We start from the raw sequence: 17,883 nt of genomic DNA on the forward strand, positions 1-17,883 counted from the left end.
AGCGGGAGCGACGGCGTGACTCTTCACCCACCCGAGGTTGATCATGGCGCGTGCCCATTCGAGCCCCCTCCCGCCGCTCCCCAGCACGATCTCGATCCCGACCTTCAAGGTCACGTCGACGCCGTCGGGCAACATCGACATTCCGGCGAGCGTACCGTTCTACTACGCCGGCATCCAGTCCATCTGGATCTACTGGCAGGTGGAGCTCCCGGTGCTGGCGCGCTACCTCACCCCGCTGGGGATGACCCCGGTCAACTTCGAGGGGATGGGGGCGGTCGGGATCAACTTCTTCAACGCGGTCGCGCTGTACGGCCAGGGCCAGCCCGGGAATCCCGGCGCCGCCGGCTTCAACGAGACCGAGCTGAACATCCTCGCCTTCCCCAGCAACCAGGCGAAGAACGTCCCGAAGATGAGCTTTCGCGAGTTCGTGACCGAGGGCGACCAGACCAAGCGGATCGGCGCCTATCGCGTCTGGGTGGCCTGCGACAATCCGGTGGCGGTGGCCGCCGGCCAGCAGCTCTACTTCGAGAACAAGTTCCTGGTGCCGTACACGTACAACGTCCCGTCGCTCAACAACCCGGGGCAGTCGCTGTACACGTGGACCTGCCACGATCCCGACGACGTGAAGCAGAGCATCTACCAGGCGCAGGTCTCGCTCAGCGGACTCAACCCGATCCCCGGCAACATGTCGGAGTGGATCGACCTGAGTTACGTGAAGAGCGCCAAGCGCGTGGCCGGGTCGCGCCGCAACTACTTTGGGATGTACGACACGTACTTCATCCCCAAGGGGAACCGCAACGCGGTCACCGTGTCGATGGGGAAGAGCGCGCACCCGATGCGTGGCGACATGCAGAAGCTGATCGGCACGCGTTAGGTGGCGGCGGTGCAGGTGTTCCAGAGCCCGACGTGCATCGCCGAGGCGCGCGTCTACTGGGCCGACCAGTAGGCGCGGGGGTCGACGATGTCCCGCACCCGTCAGCCGCAGCCGCGGCCGCGCGCCACCTCGGCGATGGCGCACCCCTCGCACGACAGCCCGGCGCGCGCCCCATGCCGCTCGCCGGCGCCACCGTCCGACGTGACCCGCAAGCACTTCGTCGACCTCTCGGTCGTCCTCACCGGCTTTGACGACGCCGAGTTGTGGGGGACGGGGATGGTCGAGCCCTACCTCGACTGGCTACGCAGCGTGGTGGGCGACCAGCGCACCGGCGACCTGCTGTCGGCGGGGCAGGCCGCCATCGATGCAGCTGGCGGGAAGCCGGCGGTCCTCGAACGGCTCGTCCTGATGGACATCCTCGAGGATGACACCCTCGGGCCGCTGGCCCGCAACCTGGTCGTGCTCTGGTACCTCGGGCAGTGGAACCAGCTCCCGGCCGACTGGCGCGACCTCCACGGGGCCAGCGCCATCGACCAGACGTGCATCATCTCCCCCGAGGCCTACACCCAGGGGTTGGCCTGGAAGGCCATTCACGCGCACCCCACCGGGGCCAAGATGCCAGGATACGGCTCGTGGGCGCTTCCCCCCGTCGGGGCCGAGGGGGGCGCATGACACTGCCACAGGGGAGTTACGACGCCGTCATCATCGGGGCCGGTCCGGTGGGAGTCACGATCGCCAAGACGCTCACCGACCAGGGGAAGCGCGTCCTGCTGCTCGAGGCGGGGCGTGCCTCGGGGTTGTCGTATGACGGCTGGCTGTCGTACGTCGACACCTACCGTTCGGCGCTGGTCAAGGAGCCCAATTCGCCGTATCCGCCTAACGCCAACGCGCAGAGCACATACGGGCAGGACATCCTGAACCTGCACAAGCGGGTCCCCATCCTCTCGGGGTACCAGGTGGAGAAGGGGCCGCTGGCCTTCGGGTCGACGTACCTGCGTTCGCTGGGGGGGACCTCGCTGCACTGGCTGGGGACGTGTCCGCGCATGGTCCCGGCGGACTTCCGGATGAAGTCGGAGTACGGCGTGGGGGTCGACTGGCCCCTCACCTACGACGAGCTGCAGGACTACTACTGCAAGGCCGAGTGGATGCTGGGCGTGTCGGCCAACAAGGAAGAGCAGGAGCACTTCGGGATCTGGTTCCCCGACGGGTACGACTACCCGATGGAGCGCATCCCGCCCAGCTACTCGGACACGGTGTACGCCAAGGGGGCGGCCAGGGCGACGGTGCGCCTGGGCGACCGCGAGTACGGCATGTCGGTCACGTCGCTGGCGCAGGCGCGCAACTCCGTCCCTCGCGCGGGCTACACGCCACGCGGGGCGGTCGGGGCGCCGCACGTGGGGCAGCGCTGCGAGGGGAACGCGAGCTGCATCCCCATCTGCCCGGTACAGGCCAAGTACAGCGCGCTGCGCACGCTCAACGAGATGGACGCGAACTTCTACACGCTGGTGACGCAGGCCGTAGCCTCGCGCCTGCTCATCGGGGAGAACGGACGCATCAGCGGGGTGGAGTTCAAGCGCTACGAGAGCGAGGGGTCGACGCAGTACGCGACCTACACCGCCACGGGGACGCTGTACATCCTGGCGGCGCACTCCGTGGAGAGCGCCAAGCTGCTGTTGGCCTCCGGCGCGGCCAACTCGAGCGACCAGGTGGGGCGGAACCTGATGGACCACCCCTTCTTCCTCACGTGGGCGCTCAATCCCACGCCGGTCGGGGCCTTTCGCGGACCGGGGCAGACGTCGGAGATCCCATCGTTCCGCGATGGCCCGTTCCGCTCGGAGTTCGCCGCCTTCCGCATCGACCTCGGGAACTGGGGGTGGGACATTGCCACCTTCCCGCCTAACTCCAACGTGCAGATCGCAGCGTCGCAGAACGTCTTTGGCCGGAAGATGCGGCAGCAGCTCGGCGACCAGATCCCCCGCCAGCTGCGCGTGGGGTACGTCATGGAGCAGCTCCCCGAGCCGGCCAACCGCGTCACCATCGACCGCGAGTTCATGGATCCGATCGGGTGCTATCGCCCCGTGATCCACTACAACATCTCGGACTACACGCGCGAAGGGATGGTGTCGGCCAACAAGATCTCGAACGCCCTCTTCCGCGCCATGGGGATCAAGGACGACGACATCTTCACCCACTTCACTCCCGATTCCCCGGGCTACATGACCTATCGCACCAGGGAGGGCGAGGTGGTGCCGTTGTCGTTCTACGGGTCGGGGCACCACATGGGGACCCATCGCATGGGGGTGAGTCGCACCGACTCGGTCACCGATCGCCACTCGCGCAGCTGGGACCACGAGAACCTGTATGTCGTCGGCTGCGGGAGCATGCCGACGGTCGGCTCGGCCAACCCCACGCTCACCGCCGTGGCCCTGGGGCTCATGGCGGCCGACGACATGCTCACTCAACTCGGCTGAGGCGACCGATGCCCATCGACTCGATCGAGAGCCTCCGCACGCACCTGCAGTGGGCGCTCGAGCTGGAACACTCGACCATCCCGCCGTACCTGTGTGCCCTGTATTCCATTCCCGAGGGGACCAACCCGGTGGCGACGGCGGTGGTGCGCAGCGTGGTGATGGAGGAGATGCTCCACATGACGCTCGCCGCGAACGTCCTCAATGCAGTGGGAGGGACACCGCGCCTGGCGGAGTCACGCCTGGTGGCGAAGTATCCCGCGTACCTCCCGCATTCCGACAAGCGCGTGCACGTGCACCTGCTCCCGCTCTGTCGCGAGGCGTTGGAGACGTTTCTCCTCATCGAACGCCCGGCCCCCGCCGGTGCCCCGCCGCAGTCGAACCGCTACGACACCATCGGCCAGTTCTACGAGGCCATCGAGATCGGCCTGCGGGCGATGGTCGAACAGCACGGCGCGTCGGCGGTGTTCAAGGGGAAGCGGTCGCACCAGGTGCAACCCGCGACGTGGTACTACGGCGGCGGCGGACAGGTGATCGAAGTGCACAACCTCGACACGGCACTCGCCGCACTGGGCGAGATCACGGAACAGGGCGAAGGGTACGACGGCGGGATCACCGACGGCGACGGGCGCTTTGACGACGTCGACGAACTGGCGCACTACTATCGCTTCAACGAGTTGCTGCTGGGGCGTCGCTACGAGCCATCGGACACGGAGGCCAGCGGGCCCACGGGCGACGACCTCCCGGTGGACTGGGACGTGATCGCCCCGATGGCGCCGGACCCGCGCAGCGCCAAGTATCGCGCCTATCCGACGATCCACAGGCAGATGGTCGCCTTCAACCGGATCTACACCCGGCTGCTGCACCAGCTGCAAGCGGCGTTCACCGGGACCCCCTCGGCGCTACGCGACGCGGCGCCGATCATGTACGAACTGCGCTACCAGGCCGAGGCGCTGATGCGCATTCCCTCGCCGCTGCACCCGGGGCAGACGGTCGGGCCGGCCTTCGAGTGGGACGCGCACGCGATGAAGCGGTAGCGGCGCGACACGGCGGTGCGCGAGGGGCGTTCGGTGCGCGATGCGAAGGGCTGCGTCGCGCACCGTTTCGTTCATGGAGCTTGCAGGTGCACGAAGCCGCCGATGCGATCGAGCTTGGTGACCTTCACTCCCTTGGCCCGCGTCCCCTCGAAGCACTGCGACCAACCCGCTTCCAGCGCCTTCCACGACGCGCTGTCGAGGTGGGCCTGCAGCGCCGCGGCATCACGATACGACTCGTAGAAGAGCAGCGTGCGCGTTGGGCGTCCCTTGGCGTCGAGGACGCGATGGACGAGATAGAGGAGCGTCCCAGGTTGCTCCTGGTCGGCCTGCGCGCGGACCGCGTCCACACGGCGGAGCGCGAGGGCCACCTTGCCGGGCTTCATCGTGAACTGGGCGACGAGGGTGATCATGAGGGGACTCGTGAGCGGGAGGAGTGAGGGGAGAGGCGCGCTCGCGTACCCTATACGAAATGAGGCGACGCGTCAAACGACGCGCCGCCTCCTACTCGTCCAGCCCTGTGAGATCCTACCAGGCGACGATGTAGCCCGAGAAGTGGTCGATGTTCCAGCGGAACGAGGCGAGCCGCGCGTCGACGGCACCGGGGATGAACTCCGAGACGAGGGCACTCGCTCCCGCGGGATCGACGAGCGATCGATTGGGGAAGTAGCCCGCCTGGAGTACCGCGCCGCCGAGCGGGAGCTGCGTCCCGACCAGGCTTTGCACGGCGGTGAGCGGACGCCGGAAGGTGGTGCCATGCGGCTGGAACTCGTAGGCGACCGCCGTTCCCTTGAGCGCCGTCACGACGAAGCGCGTGTTGCGCGTGACGGCCCCTGGCGGCACGGTGACGGTCAGCCCTACCTCGGGAAAGCGGATCGTGCCGCCGTTCGTCCCGATCGTGCGGGCAACCGACCGGTCATGCCTGAGCGCCACGTCCCGGTTGAGCGGGGTGGTGGCCATGAGCGCGCCCATCTCCGCGGCGCTCGGCGCGGTTGGCAGTAGCGGCGCATTGGTCGACGCCGGATCTCCGGCGCACGCGGCGAGTGTCGCCACGGCCAACAGCTGCACGGCCCGTACGAGGTGTCTGTACATCATGTTGCTACTCTCGCTTGCGAGGGTTTGGCGGGGATCACCCCTCCTGGGGCGTCCCGTCGTGCCGGCCTCCCTGCCCCTCCCACCTGGCGAATGGGGCACGCCGCGCTCCCGGGGCAATGCCGGGGCGGTCAAGCGTAGTTGGTCAAAGCGTGCGCGGCCTGCGTGGCCTGCGTCACTAACGTCCCCTCGCCGTTTGGTTCGGCGGCTGACCCTTGTGATCTACGCTGCAACTGGTGCGACCTCTTCATCGCCACAACGCGTTACGAGACGAACGATGCGCGTGCGGGTCACACGAATTCGCGGCAACGCATGGAGGGGCGCGGATCCGTGACACGAGTGAGACAGATGAGCGCGGCACACGAGCAAGGCACACGAGCAAGGCACACGAGCGAGACGAATTGGGGCGGCACGATAGGGGCGCCGGTACCAGCCATCGCACGCCGCGCTTCACGACGCACGGACGGCCTGCGGACCGGGCAACACGGGGCGGGCCGCGCGTCCCGAACGGAGTCCCTCGCCGCCCCTGCCCGTGCTGCCGATCGCTCGGTGGAGCGGCGCCCCTCGCATGAGGTCGAGGCGGGCTTGCGTCGGGGGGAGCCGGCAGCGGTCTTTATGCACGACCACGCACGAACGGGCGACAGACGCCGGGGCGGCCGCCGATGGCCGCCCGGGGCATGACCGACGAGGGAGCGACAATGGCGAGAACGACGGGCACGACCACCCCGAAGGGGACCACCAGAGGATCGACCTCGAAGCCGTCGGCGGCACGCACGCGTACGCGACCGCTCGCGGGGCGCGTGGCGATCGTCGCCGGGGCGACGCGGGGCGCCGGGCGCGGGATCGCCGTTGCGTTAGGCGAGGCGGGGGCCACGGTGTATTGCAGCGGACGCAGCACCCGCGCGAAAGCGTCCCCACTCGGGCGGCCGGAGACGATCGACGAGACGGCGGAACTGGTATCGGCCGCAGGCGGCGTGGGGATCGCCGTGCGCACCGACCATACCGATCGTGCCGACGTCGAAGCGCTGATGGCGCGCGTGCAGCGCGAGCACGGCGGCCTCGACCTCCTGGTCAACGACGTGTGGGGGGGCGATAGCGCGGGCGAGTGGCTCTGGCAGCCGCTCGCCGAGACCGATCTCGAAGGGGGGTGGGGGCTCATGCGGCAGGCGGTCTTCTCGCACCTGCTCACCGCCCAACTCGCGATCCCCCTCCTGCGCGGACGCACCCGTCCCCTCATCATCGAAGTCACCGACGGCGACACGTTGAGCTACCGCGGCGCGCTCTTCTACGACCTCATCAAGACGACGGTCATGCGCCTGGCCTTCACGATGAGCGTCGAACTGCGCCCCGATCGCATCGCGGCGATCGCCATCACCCCCGGCTTCCTGCGCTCCGAGGCCATGCTCGAGCTCTTTGGCGTGACGGAGGCGACGTGGCGCGAGGGGGTGAAGAAGGACCCGCACTTCATCGCCTCCGAATCGCCGGCGCTCGTGGGACGGGCGGTGGCCGCGCTCGCCGCCGACCGGAAGATCCTGGAGAAGAGCGGCCAGACCTTCAGCTCGTGGGAAGTGGCCCGCGAATTCGGACTGGTCGACACCGATGGCCGCCGCCCCGACTGGCTCGCACATTTCCAGCGCAAGCTCCCCGCCCGGCACCCCGGGCGCGCGTGGATGCAGGCCGGTCTCGACTGGCAGGACTCCATCAGGAAGCGCACGAAGTCCTTCCTCAAGCGCGTGTAGTCACCCGAGCTCCCGTCCTCGCCCTGTGCGCTACGTCGCCCTCCTGCGCGCCATCAACGTCGGCGGCCACACCGTCAAGATGGAGCAACTGCGCGCGCTCTTCGCCTCCATGGGCTTCACCGACGTGGAGACGGTCATCGCCAGCGGCAACGTGCTCTTCTCAACGCGCGCCGGAAAACCGGAGTTACTGGAGGCGAAGATCGAACAGCAGCTGCAACGCGCCTTGGGCTACGAGGTCGCGACCTTCCTGCGTCAGCGCGAGGCGCTCGAGTCCATCGTCGCCTTCGATCCCCTTCCACTGATGGCCGCGCCGGCCGACGACTACGTGCTCTCGGTGGCCTTCCTCAAGGAGCCGCCAGTGCCTGAGGCCGAGCGCGCGCTCATCGCGCTGCGCAACGAGGTCGATGACTTCGTGGTTCGCGGGCGCGAAGTGTACTGGCTACGCCGCACGCGCCGCCTGGACTCGCAGGTGGCCGGCCCGCGATTCGAAAAGACGTTGCGCCTGCCAGCGACCGCCCGCAACATCACCACCGTACGTAAGCTGGCGCTCAAGGCCTGAGCGCCACCCTCCCTTTCCTCCACGACATCCTCACCCGCCATGCATCGCGCCCGCGTGTCGCCACTTCGTCGTGTTGCCCCTCTCGTCGTCGCGCTCACGCTCGCCGGCTGCGGACCTCGTCATGCCGGCGGACCACTCCCGCGCGGCGCCGAGGCGGTGTCGCTGCAGGGGGAGGCGCTGTTCGCTCCCCCGATGCCGACCGCCCCGGTCGTGAGCGCCGACTCCGCCCTCGCCGCCTCGCCCGACGACCCCGACCGACTCCTCGCGGCCGCCACGGCGCGCGCCAACGCGTGGCGATTCCGCGACGCGATCGCGATGTACGGGCGCGGTGCCGAGCGCTGGCCTAACGATGCGCGATTCCTCCGATTTCGCGGCCATCGCTACATCACCGTGCGACAGTTCGCCGACGCCGCCACCGACCTCGATCGGGCGGCGCAGCTCGACTCCACCAACTTCGACGTCGTCTATCACCAGGGGCTCGCCCACTTCCTCCTGGGTCACTTCGATCGCGCGGCGGCGATCTACCTCAAGTGCCTCGGCTTCTCCGAGAACGAGGCGCTGCGCGCGCGCGAGGCCTCCGGCGCGTATCGCAAGGGCTACCGCAGCTGCATGCGCATGGCGACCAACGACGACGACCGCGTCTCGATGACCGACTGGGCGTGGCGCGCCCTGGTGCGCGCGGGGCGCCGCGCCGAGGCCGATCGACTGCTCGCCCCAGTGCGCGAGGGAATGGCGATCAGCACCAATCGCTCGTACTACGAGAACCTCATGATGTACAAGGGGCTGCGCACCCCCGAGCAGGTGCTGCAGGCGGCCAGCGCCGACTCGGTCCGATTCTCGACCAGCGGCTACTCGGTGGGACACTACCTCCTGGTCCGCGGCGATTCGGCGCGCGCCTTCGAGATGTTCGAACGCGTGGTGGACGGCCCGCACTGGTCGGGGTTCGGCGTGATCGGGGCCGAGGTGGAGTTGGCGCGGCGAGGAAGGAAACGCGGCTCCTGATCCGCATCGCTCGTTCGGGGAGCTTGCCGGAGACGCGATGCTGACCTAGGCTGCGGCTGCGTCTGCGTCCCAATCCCCGGCCGCCCCCTCATGCAGCCGTTCCAGCCCGTCATCTTCGCGATCGCCGTCGCCGCGCTCGTCATCGCGCTCACCGCGTTGGCCAGGCGGCTCCCCGTCCCGACGCCGATCCTGCAGGTCATCGCTGGACTCGCGATCGGCTTCGTCCCCGGGATCAGGATCCCGGAGCTGGAGCCCGACCTCGTCTTCTTCGTCTTCCTCCCGCCCATCCTCTGGGCCGCGGCGTTCTTCACGTCGCTGCGCGAGTTCAAGTCGAACCTACGCCCCATCGGGCTGCTCGCCGTGGGGTTGGTCCTCGCGACAACGGGGGCGGTTGCCGTGGCGATCCACGCGCTCCTGCCGGGGATCCCCTGGGCCGTGGCGGTCGCGTTGGGAGCGATCGTCTCTCCGCCGGATGCGGTGGCCGCAGCCGCCATCGTCTCGCGACTGCCGGTACCGCGTCGCGTGGTGGTGATCCTGGAGGGTGAAAGCCTCATCAACGATGCGTCTGCGCTGGTGCTGTATCGCACCGCGGTTGCGGCAGCGGTGACGGGGGCGTTCAGCATGGGCGAGTCGGTGGTACGCTTCTTCATCGATGCCGGGGTGGGTGCCGTCATCGGGCTCGCAGTCGGCTGGCTCATCATTCGCGCAGCCCGGTGGACGCAGGATGCGCTGGCCGAGACGCTGCTGACGCTCGCCGGCCCGTACGTGGCCTGGGTCGCGGCCGAGTCGCTGCACGTGTCGGCGGTCCTCGCCTGCGTGGCGGGGGGGCTCTACGTGCGCCAGCACCTGTCGACCACCGTCTCGCCGATGTCGCGCGTGCAGGCACGCGCCGTCTGGGACCTGGTGGTCTTCCTCTTCAACGCCCTCATCTTCCTCATCCTCGGCGCACAGGTGGTGCCGCTGCTGGAGGCGGTGTCGCACGCCACGTTAGGCATGCTGCTGATGACCGGGGTGGTCGTGAGCCTTGTCGCCATCGTCGTCCGCATGGCGTGGGTGCCGGTGGCCACGTACCTGCCACGCTACGTCAGCGCCGAGATGCGGCGGCGCGATCCGTCCCCGCACTGGAAGCCCGTCTTCCTGATCGCCTGGACGGCGATGCGCGGGATCGTGTCGCTGGCATCGGCGCTTGCCCTCCCGCGCGTGCTCGCCGACGGATCGCCGTTCCCCTTCCGCGCCGAGATCATCATCATCACGATGTGCGTCATCGTGGTCACGCTGGTGCTGCAGGGGTTGTCGCTGGCGCCGATCATTCGGTCGTTCGACTTCGCCCCCGAGCAGGGGCACCACGAAGAGGAACGACTGGCGCGTCGCGAGGCGCTGCGGCGCGGGGCCGAGGCGTTGGATGACATGTCGCGGGAGCCCTGGGCCGACGCGCGCGACGTCGAGTGGCTGCGCCACGAGCTCCGGGACCGGGTGCACCTGCACGAGCAGCATGAAGGCGGCCCCACGTCGCGGCACCGCCTGCGCCGGGGGATGATTCACGCCGAGCGCCGCGTCCTGGTGCGCCTGCGCAACGAGGGGGCGATCTCGGATGAAGTGCCGCGCGAGCTCGAACAGGAACTCGACTTCGAGGCCATTCGCGTAGGGGCGGGCGAGCAGCGCTGACCGCGGGGAGCGCGCGCGGCCTCACCCCGTCGCGCCATCACGCCGAAAGTGCGATCACGCCCCAGCTGCGACCACGCCCCGTGCAATCACGCCGACGGCGCGATGAGCTCCCGAGGTGCCGGCGTGCTGGTGGCCCCTTCCTCCAGGCGATCGGTGCGGTCGAGCCGCTCGACATCGATGGCGATGATGCCGTCAGCTGCACTGGCGAAGATGTCGGCGAACCTCACGTCCCACCGCACCTCGTCCCACAGGTACGACGCGCGCGTCGTCACCCGCGTGGAGAAGGTCTCCTCGTGTGCATTCACGAGGATGAGGATCTCCGCCTCCGCCTTGTGCAGGAGGTCGGGCGTCATCCCCCGCAACGGGCTCGCGGCGGTGATGGGGTGCACCACGGTCCAGTGCAGCGTGAAGAACTCCACCGACTTCCGCTCCAGCTCGAGCTGGTGGAATCGCCGCTCGCGCCGCCCGTCCACTTCTTCGAAGAGGGCGAGGCTCACGCGCACCTGCACGTCGGTCAACTCGCTAGGCTGCAGGTTGACGACGCGAAACATGAGCCCGCGTCCGCCGCGATACGGCGCGATGACCGCCGATTCGCTGAAGCGCAGCCGCATCCGAGGCCGGGTAAGGCGGGCGATGAGGAGCCCGGCGATGCCGACCATGATGAAGGGCCCGACGAGCGACTCGAAGACGACGAGCCACTGCGCCGTGGTCCCCGCCGCGTACATCGGGGCAGTCCCGGTGGTGGTGAAGATGCCCACACTGAAGGAGAAGGCGCGCAGGAAGGGATCGTCCATGGCGAGCAGCTCCTGCCCGCGGATCGTGTCGCTCCCGAGCGCGCCGTACGCGAGGGCAAAGACGCCATTCACCAGCAGGAGCGCCGCCAGCGCCCACATGAGAAATGCAGTCCACGAGGCGGAGAGCGCCCGCAGGTAGGCGTGCTCGAGGCGCTGCGGCCCCAGCCCGTACTTACGGCTGTTGGGCATGCCATCGCGGCCGAGGAAGCGGCCACGCGCCTGCTGGGCCACGACTCGGCCGAAGCCAAGGTCCTCGCGCTCAGCGACCACCGGTTCGGGTGCGTTCGGGGCGGGGAGCGAGCGGTTGTCGGTCACGGGCGCAGCATCTTTCGCACGTCGTCTCGCAGCTCACCGGTCATCTCCCACTCGACGAGCGAGGCGGGGACGAGCCCCACCGCATCGAAGGCGGCCATGTACTGCCGCATCGAGAAGGACTCACCCAGCTGCTGCCGCCGCCGCATCAGGAGGCGGTCGAGCATCAGCTTGCCGATGACGTAGCTGGTGCCGTACCCCGGTTGCTGCAGGTACAGGTGCTGCTCGAAGCGCACCAGGTTCCCCTTGATCGACAGCCAGCCGCGCGGAACGTTGGCCACCGTGAACTCGGCCGCTTGCTCGAGCGTGGCCTGGTTGGCGTGCATGCGCAGGTCGCCTAACGCGCGAGCGGCGCGCTGCGCCAGGAGGATGTAGATCAGCTCACGCGAGCGCGGGCGCGCATCGAACATCCCCGCCTGCAGCATCTGCTCCTCCCACCCCGTGGCGTGGCCCTCGGTGCGCGAGATGAAGATGTTGTAGAGCAGCGGGCCACGCCGGATGGGGTTGGCGTGCGGTTCGTGCTTCATGAAGCCGAGGTCGAACCAGTGGTAACCGTGCGTGCGCATGACCACGGGGTCGCGATAGTCCACCTGGTGGAAGAACTCGAGGGGCCCCGACGAGAAGCGTCCCAGCCGCTCGCGCAGCGCCTGGTCCATCCATGGCTTCACCGTGTAGAGGTCGTGCTCGCGCAGGTAGTCCAGGTACTCGGCGATCGACGCGCCGAAGCGTCGGTCGAAGTCGCCGGCCGTTGCGATCGGGTCCTGCTTCGGAAGCCTGGCGTTGCGCAGCTCCTCGAGCGCGAGGAAGGAGTGCGAACGCGCCAGCTCACGCTGCATCAGCAGTACCTCGTCGGCCCAGCTATAGGGGACGAGCATGACGTGCTTGAGGTACCAGTCGTAGTTGGCGATGCCGATCCCCGACGCGCCGGTCTTGCGCGAGGCGCGCGCCTCGAGCCAGGTGACCAGCGAGTCGGTGGCGGCGCGCGCCGCCGCCACGCTGGCGCGCAGCGACGCCGGCTCACTCGTCAGGCGTTCGGCAAAACGGGCGAGTTCACCCGACTGGTCGCGAATGGCGCCGATGCCGTAGTGCCAGATGTCGCGCTGGTCGCCTACGAGATTCGTACGCGCCTGCGCGAGGAGCGGCGGGATGGCTCGCATCCCCGCCTCGATCGTGGCGGCATCGCCCGCCGAGAGCGGATAGGCGTAGCTCCACAGCTCGATCGAGCCGTAGGCGAAGGGACCCTCGCGCGCCGGCTGGTCGCTCTGGTCGCTGAAGACGGTGACGTAGTACGCCGGATTGTTGGCCCACGGCTTGAGCACGCGATGATCGAAGTCGAGCCCATTCATCTCGGCTCGCACGACTTGGTAGTCCACCTGCTGCGCCACGCTCCACCCCGTCGTGTCGAAGGCGGCGAGGCGGCGCTTCATGGAGGTGAGCGCGCGATACTGCGCCGTCATCGCCGGGGCGGTGTAGTCGGGGACGCCGTCGACGAGCTTCGGGCGCTGGAACTGTCGCCACTCGGTGAAGAAGCGCACCAGGTCGTCGTGCGAGCGCAGGCGTTGCGGCTGGCCGGCCGGTGCCGCCTGCGACGACGCGACGGTGGAGACGAGGACGAGCGCCGTGAGCGCGCGCAGGAGGGGTGACGAGTGACGCATGGGACGGGGAGCGAAGGGGGAGAACGCTGGCGAACAGTGGGCCCCCCCGCCGCCCCGCGTCAAGCACACCCCGCCCACGTCCCCGGAAAGGCGAAGGCGCCCGGCGCCGATCCCGCGGCACCGAGCGCCCTGTACTGTCCGTCCGGCGCCTCAGTCGCCCGCCGCCCCGGCCTCCGCACCTAACGGCAGCGGAACCTTCATCTCCTTGCGCCCCAGGACCTTCGCCGACAGATCGTCCAGCAGCGTGTACACCACCGGCACGATGAAGAGCGTGAGGAGCGTCGACGTGATCAACCCGCCGATGACCGCATGCGCCATCGGGGCGCGCTGCTCGGCCCCCTCGCCGATGGCCAGCGCCAGCGGGAGCATGCCGAAGATCATCGCCGCCGTGGTCATGATGATCGGGCGCACGCGGATGCGCGCCGAGTTGAGGATCGCCGTGCGGCGGTCCTTCCCGGCCTCGCGTTCCTTGTTCACGAAGTCGATCAGCAGGATCCCGTTCTTGGTCACCAGCCCCATGAGCATGATGATGCCGATCATCGACATCACGTTGAGCGACCCCTTGGTGACCAGGAGGCCGAGCGCGACGCCCAGGAACGAGAGCGGGAGCGCGAGCATGATCGACAGCGGCTGGATGAACGAGCCGAAGATCGAGGCGATGATGAGATAGATGAAGACGACCGCGAGGAGCAACGCCTCGAGCACGAAGCCCTTGGTCTCGGTGAGGTTCTGCACGTCGCCGCCAAAGATCGTGCGGTAGCCGGTCGGGAGCCCGATGGTCTCGAGCGCCTTCTTGGCATCATCCGCGACGTTCCCCATGCTGAACCCGGGGAGCACGCCGGCCGAGATGGAGACGCGCCGCTCGAGGTAGCCGCGCTCGATCTGCTGCGGACCAACGCCCGGGCGGATCTCGGCGACCTGCGACAGGGGGATCGTGACCGGCATCCCGGTCCGCGTATCGATGTTGTTGCTGAGCACCGGGATGCGCGCGACGTCCTCGGCGGAGACACGCGAGGAGTCGGGGTAGACCACCATCACGTCGTGCGAATAGCCATCCGGATCCTCCCAGCGGGTGGCGCGCTGCCCCTGGAAGAGCGGCTGCAACGTGCCACCGATCGTCTGCATCGCCAGGCCGGCGGCCCACGCCTGCTGGCGATCGACGCGCACGTCGAGCTGCGGGATCTCGCCTTCATCCGACGACGACGGCTCGGCCACCCCCGGCACGGCACGCACCGTCTGCAGTACCTGCTCGGCCGCCAGCTTCAGGCGTGTAGGCTCCGGCCCCTGCACGTAGATCTGGATCGGCTGGCGGAAGCCGCCGAAGATCGACGATGAGCCAGTGATCTGCGGGCGCACGCCGGGGACCTGCGCCAGCTTCACGCGCAGCTCGTTCTGGATCTGGAACATCGTCTTGGTGCGCTCGTGCTTGGGCTTGAGTCGCACGAAGATCTGCCCGCCGTTGGAGCCGCGCGACATGCCGCCGCCACCGCCCGCCTGCAGCGTGAGGAAGGCAACCTCGGGCTGCTGGCGCAGGAAGGCCACGACTTCGCTCCCCTTCTTCACCGTGTACTCGATGCGCGAGCCCGGCGGGACGCGGTACGACACGTTGAACTCGCCGGCGTCGTAGTCAGGCAGCCAGGTGAAGCCGAGGATCGGGAAGAGCATGAAGGCGCCGGCAATCGACGCCACGGCCAGCCCCACCATCGTCGCGCGATGATCGAGCGCCCACGACAGCCCGTTGCGGTACTTCTCCGACATCCGCTCGAACCAGTCGTCGAAGGCGAAGGCCACCTTTCGCAGCGGGTTCCGCGTCTTCTGGCGGGTCTCGCTGTGCCCGCCGTGCTCGACCTCGGGGTCGGGCCAGATGCTCGACAGCATCGGGTCGAGAGTGAACGACACGAAGAGCGACACCAGCACCGCGAAGGCGACGGTGACACCAAACTGGAAGAAGATCATCCCGATCTGCCCGCCCATGAAGGCGACGGGGACGAAGACCGCGACGACCGCCAGCGTGGTGGAGAGCACCGCCAGCCCGATCTCGTCGGTCCCTTCCTTGGCGGCCCGATAGTGGTCTTTCCCCATCTCCAGGTGGCGCACGATGTTCTCGCGCACCACGATCGCATCGTCGATGAGCAGCCCGATCGCCAGCGACAACGCCAGCAGCGTCATCGTGTTCAGCGTGAAGTTGAAGACCCACATCACGAAGAACGCCGAGATGATCGAGACCGGGAGGGTGAGCCCGGTGATGACGGTCGAGCGCCAGGAGTTGAGGAAGAGGTAGATGATCGCGATGGTGAGCACCGCGCCCAGGATGATCGACAGCTCCACGTCGGCCAGCGACTCGCGGATCTTGATCGAGTCGTCGCGGATGAGCGTGAGCTGGATGTCGGCGGGGAGCGACTTCTGCAGCTCCTCGACGACCAGCTTCACCCCGTCCGACACGGCGACGGTGTTGGAGCCGGTGATCTTGAGGACTTCGAGGGAGACCGACGGGACGAGCGTTTCCCCGTCGTTGATGAACGAGGCCGAGCGGCGATCGGCGAAACCATCCACCACGTTCGCCACGTCACGGATGCGAATTGGCGTTCCGTTGCGGACGGTGACGACCACGTCCCGGAACGCCATGGGGTCGCGGATCTTCCCGGTGACGCGCACGAGACGCTCGGTTTCACCACGGAAGACGCGTCCGGCCGGCGTCTCCTGGTTCTCGCGCGCCAGCGCCTGCGACACCTGCGCCGGCGAGATGCCATAGGCCACCAGCGCCTCGGCGTTGAGCTGTACGCGGATCTGGCGCGTGGAGCCGCCGTTGACGTTCACGCCGCCCACGCCCGGAACACTCTCGAAGCGCGGCTTGATCGTCTGCTCGGCCAGGTCGGTGAGCTCGCGGATCGGGCGTTCGTCCGAGCGCATCGACACCGACATGATCGGGCGATCGTTCGGGTCGAAGCGCATGATGACCGGGTCATCGATGTCAGGCGGGAGCTGCCGGCGGATGCGGGCGATCTTGGCGATGACTTCCTGCTGCGCCTCGACGGGGTTCATGCCGAGCTGCAGCATGAGGCGCACGCTGGAGTTTCCCTCCGACGACGTCGAGGTGATCTCGCGGATGCCGCTGACGGTGTTGAGCGCCTCCTCGATGGGGCGCGACACGTCGCGCTCCATGACCTCGGGGCTCGCCCCGGGATACGAGGTGCTGGCGATGACGATGGGATACGTGATGTCGGGATACTCGTCGACCGCGAGGCGCTGCAACGCGACGATGCCGAAGACCATCAACGCCACCATCATCATGGTGGCGAAGACGGGGCGCTTGATGGAGACGTCGGAGAGGAACATGAGGGGCTCCCGGGCCTAACGTGGCTTGGTCGTGTCACCGCGGGCAGCGGTACGCCCGCTGTCGCCCGCCCCGTTCCGTGCACCGGCTGCTCCAGCTGCGCCTGCACCTGCGCTCCGGCTCCCGCCGGCTTGCCACCCGCGGGACCGCCGCCCGGCGCACCGCCACCAGCCGCTCCCGGCCGTCCTTCGTTGGCCGAGACCACGCGCACCTGCATCCCGCGCCCCAGGGCGCCGACATTGCCGACGATGATCTGGTCGCCGACTGCGAGGCCGCCCAGGACCTGCGCCATGTTGATCGTCTCGTCGACGATCCCCAGCTGCACGTCGACGTGCGCCACCTTCCCCTGTTCGATGCGATAGACGAACGGGTTGTTGTCGCGCGCGGCCTGCCGCACGGCCGCGATCGGGATCGCCATCGCGTTCGGCACGGCCTGGCCGATGATGCGCCCCGTGGCGAACGAGTTCCCCTTGAGGGCTCCGTCGCGGTTGGGGACCTGGATGTAGACGGTGATGGAGCGGTTGGCGGCGTTGATCGTCGGCGCGATGCGCGCCACCTTGCCTTGCAGCTGCCGACCGGCAGCGGCGAACCGCACCGGCTGCCCGACCTTGAGCTCGGTCGCCTGCCGCGCCGGCACCGACGCCTCGAGCTCGAGCACGTCGAAGCGCACCACGTTGAAGATCGTGGCGCCGCGCGTCACGTGCTCGCCGGCCTCCACGGTGCGCGTCGCCACCACACCGGTGGTCGGGGCCAGGATGCGCGTGTCCTGCGCATTCTGCATCGACGCCTTGAGCCGCGCCTCGGCAGCTGCAAGGCGCGCCTTCGAGGCCGCCAGCGTCTGCTGCGATGCGCGCAGGTCACGCTCGGGGATGGCCCCCGCCTTGAACAGTTCCTCCGACTGGTCGGCGTTCCACTGCGCATTGGTCACGTCGGCGCGCGCCGATTCGCGATCGGCCGTCGCCGAGGCACGGTCTCCTTCCTGCACCGCGTTCTCGAAGCGCGCCATCAGCTGCCCCTGCGTCACGCGATCACCTTCACGCACCAGCACCTGCAGCACGTCACCTTCCACGCGCGACCGCACGGCGATCTCCTCGATGGGCTTGAGGTCGCCGCTGATGGAGATGCTGGACTCGATGGTCACCGTCTTGACCTCAGTGACATCGCTGGGGCCGAGGACCATCGCCGAGGGACCGCGTCCGCCGGGGCCCCCCTTGCCCGTGGCGGCCGCGCCACCACCGGCCCCGCCCTTGGACTCGCCGCCGGGGGCTCCGGCCTGTCCATCCTTGCTGCAGGCGCCGAGGGTACACAGGGCGAACGCGCCTAACGCGCCCGCAAGAGAGGAATATCGCACAGGG

Annotated in this window: 14 protein-coding genes; 8 read left to right on the plus strand and 6 right to left on the minus strand. The window is 68.6% G+C overall.

Annotated elements, in window-relative coordinates:
* Positions 1-43: 43 nt before the first annotated feature.
* The 4 genes from IPN47_25180 to IPN47_25195 all read left to right on the plus strand — a co-directional run bounded on the left by IPN47_25180 (position 44) and on the right by IPN47_25195 (position 4,379).
* Positions 44-874: a hypothetical protein gene (locus tag IPN47_25180; GenBank protein MBK9411271.1), complete on the plus strand. Its 831-nt coding sequence runs from the start codon at positions 44-46 to the stop codon at positions 872-874.
* Between the two features lie 87 nt (positions 875-961).
* Entirely contained in the window at positions 962-1,546 is a 585-nt protein-coding gene (locus tag IPN47_25185) for a hypothetical protein (GenBank protein MBK9411272.1), read from the plus strand.
* Complete coding sequence (locus tag IPN47_25190; protein ID MBK9411273.1) at positions 1,543-3,345, plus strand: GMC family oxidoreductase; 1,803 nt, start codon at positions 1,543-1,545, stop codon at positions 3,343-3,345. The genes IPN47_25185 and IPN47_25190 overlap by 4 nt, the downstream gene beginning before the upstream one ends.
* Positions 3,346-3,353: 8 nt before the next feature.
* The gene (locus IPN47_25195) at positions 3,354-4,379 is read left to right on the plus strand and encodes a ferritin-like protein (protein ID MBK9411274.1); all 1,026 of its coding nucleotides are present in this window, start codon (positions 3,354-3,356) and stop codon (positions 4,377-4,379) included.
* 71 nt (positions 4,380-4,450) lie between these two features.
* Here IPN47_25195 and IPN47_25200 read toward each other — a convergent pair whose 3' ends face one another.
* Both IPN47_25200 and IPN47_25205 read right to left on the minus strand, forming a co-directional pair.
* Entirely contained in the window at positions 4,451-4,789 is a 339-nt protein-coding gene (locus IPN47_25200) for an antibiotic biosynthesis monooxygenase (GenBank protein MBK9411275.1), read from the minus strand.
* A gap of 115 nt (positions 4,790-4,904) precedes the next feature.
* A complete protein-coding gene (locus IPN47_25205) occupies positions 4,905-5,471 on the minus strand; it encodes a hypothetical protein (GenBank protein ID MBK9411276.1) in 567 nt (188 codons plus the stop codon).
* Positions 5,472-6,166: 695 nt separating this feature from the next.
* Here IPN47_25205 and IPN47_25210 point away from each other — a divergent pair.
* The 4 genes from IPN47_25210 to IPN47_25225 all read left to right on the plus strand — a co-directional run bounded on the left by IPN47_25210 (position 6,167) and on the right by IPN47_25225 (position 10,433).
* Positions 6,167-7,207, plus strand: coding sequence for an SDR family NAD(P)-dependent oxidoreductase (locus tag IPN47_25210; protein ID MBK9411277.1), 1,041 nt, complete (start codon positions 6,167-6,169; stop codon positions 7,205-7,207).
* A 25-nt stretch (positions 7,208-7,232) separates the two neighbouring features.
* Positions 7,233-7,766 (plus strand): DUF1697 domain-containing protein, encoded by a 534-nt coding sequence (locus IPN47_25215; GenBank protein ID MBK9411278.1) that lies wholly within the window; start codon positions 7,233-7,235, stop codon positions 7,764-7,766.
* Between the two features lie 39 nt (positions 7,767-7,805).
* A complete protein-coding gene (locus IPN47_25220) occupies positions 7,806-8,768 on the plus strand; it encodes a hypothetical protein (protein ID MBK9411279.1) in 963 nt (320 codons plus the stop codon).
* Positions 8,769-8,858: 90 nt separating this feature from the next.
* The gene (locus tag IPN47_25225; protein ID MBK9411280.1) at positions 8,859-10,433 is read left to right on the plus strand and encodes a Na+/H+ antiporter; all 1,575 of its coding nucleotides are present in this window, start codon (positions 8,859-8,861) and stop codon (positions 10,431-10,433) included.
* Between the two features lie 86 nt (positions 10,434-10,519).
* Here IPN47_25225 and IPN47_25230 read toward each other — a convergent pair whose 3' ends face one another.
* From IPN47_25230 to IPN47_25245, 4 genes are all read right to left on the minus strand, one after another.
* The gene (locus tag IPN47_25230; protein ID MBK9411281.1) at positions 10,520-11,542 is read right to left on the minus strand and encodes a transporter; all 1,023 of its coding nucleotides are present in this window, start codon (positions 11,540-11,542) and stop codon (positions 10,520-10,522) included.
* Positions 11,539-13,194: a DUF885 family protein gene (locus tag IPN47_25235; protein MBK9411282.1), complete on the minus strand. Its 1,656-nt coding sequence runs from the start codon at positions 13,192-13,194 to the stop codon at positions 11,539-11,541. Before IPN47_25235 ends, IPN47_25230 begins: the two co-directional genes overlap by 4 nt.
* A gap of 150 nt (positions 13,195-13,344) precedes the next feature.
* The gene (locus IPN47_25240) at positions 13,345-16,530 is read right to left on the minus strand and encodes an efflux RND transporter permease subunit (protein ID MBK9411283.1); all 3,186 of its coding nucleotides are present in this window, start codon (positions 16,528-16,530) and stop codon (positions 13,345-13,347) included.
* On the minus strand, positions 16,482-17,879 hold the full coding sequence (locus IPN47_25245) for an efflux RND transporter periplasmic adaptor subunit (GenBank protein MBK9411284.1): 1,398 nt from the start codon (positions 17,877-17,879) through the stop codon (positions 16,482-16,484). The genes IPN47_25240 and IPN47_25245 overlap by 49 nt, the downstream gene beginning before the upstream one ends.
* Positions 17,880-17,883: the final 4 nt, after the last annotated feature.

The organism is Gemmatimonadota bacterium, assembly GCA_016719105.1.
In the GTDB taxonomy this organism is placed as follows: domain Bacteria; phylum Gemmatimonadota; class Gemmatimonadetes; order Gemmatimonadales; family Gemmatimonadaceae; genus SCN-70-22.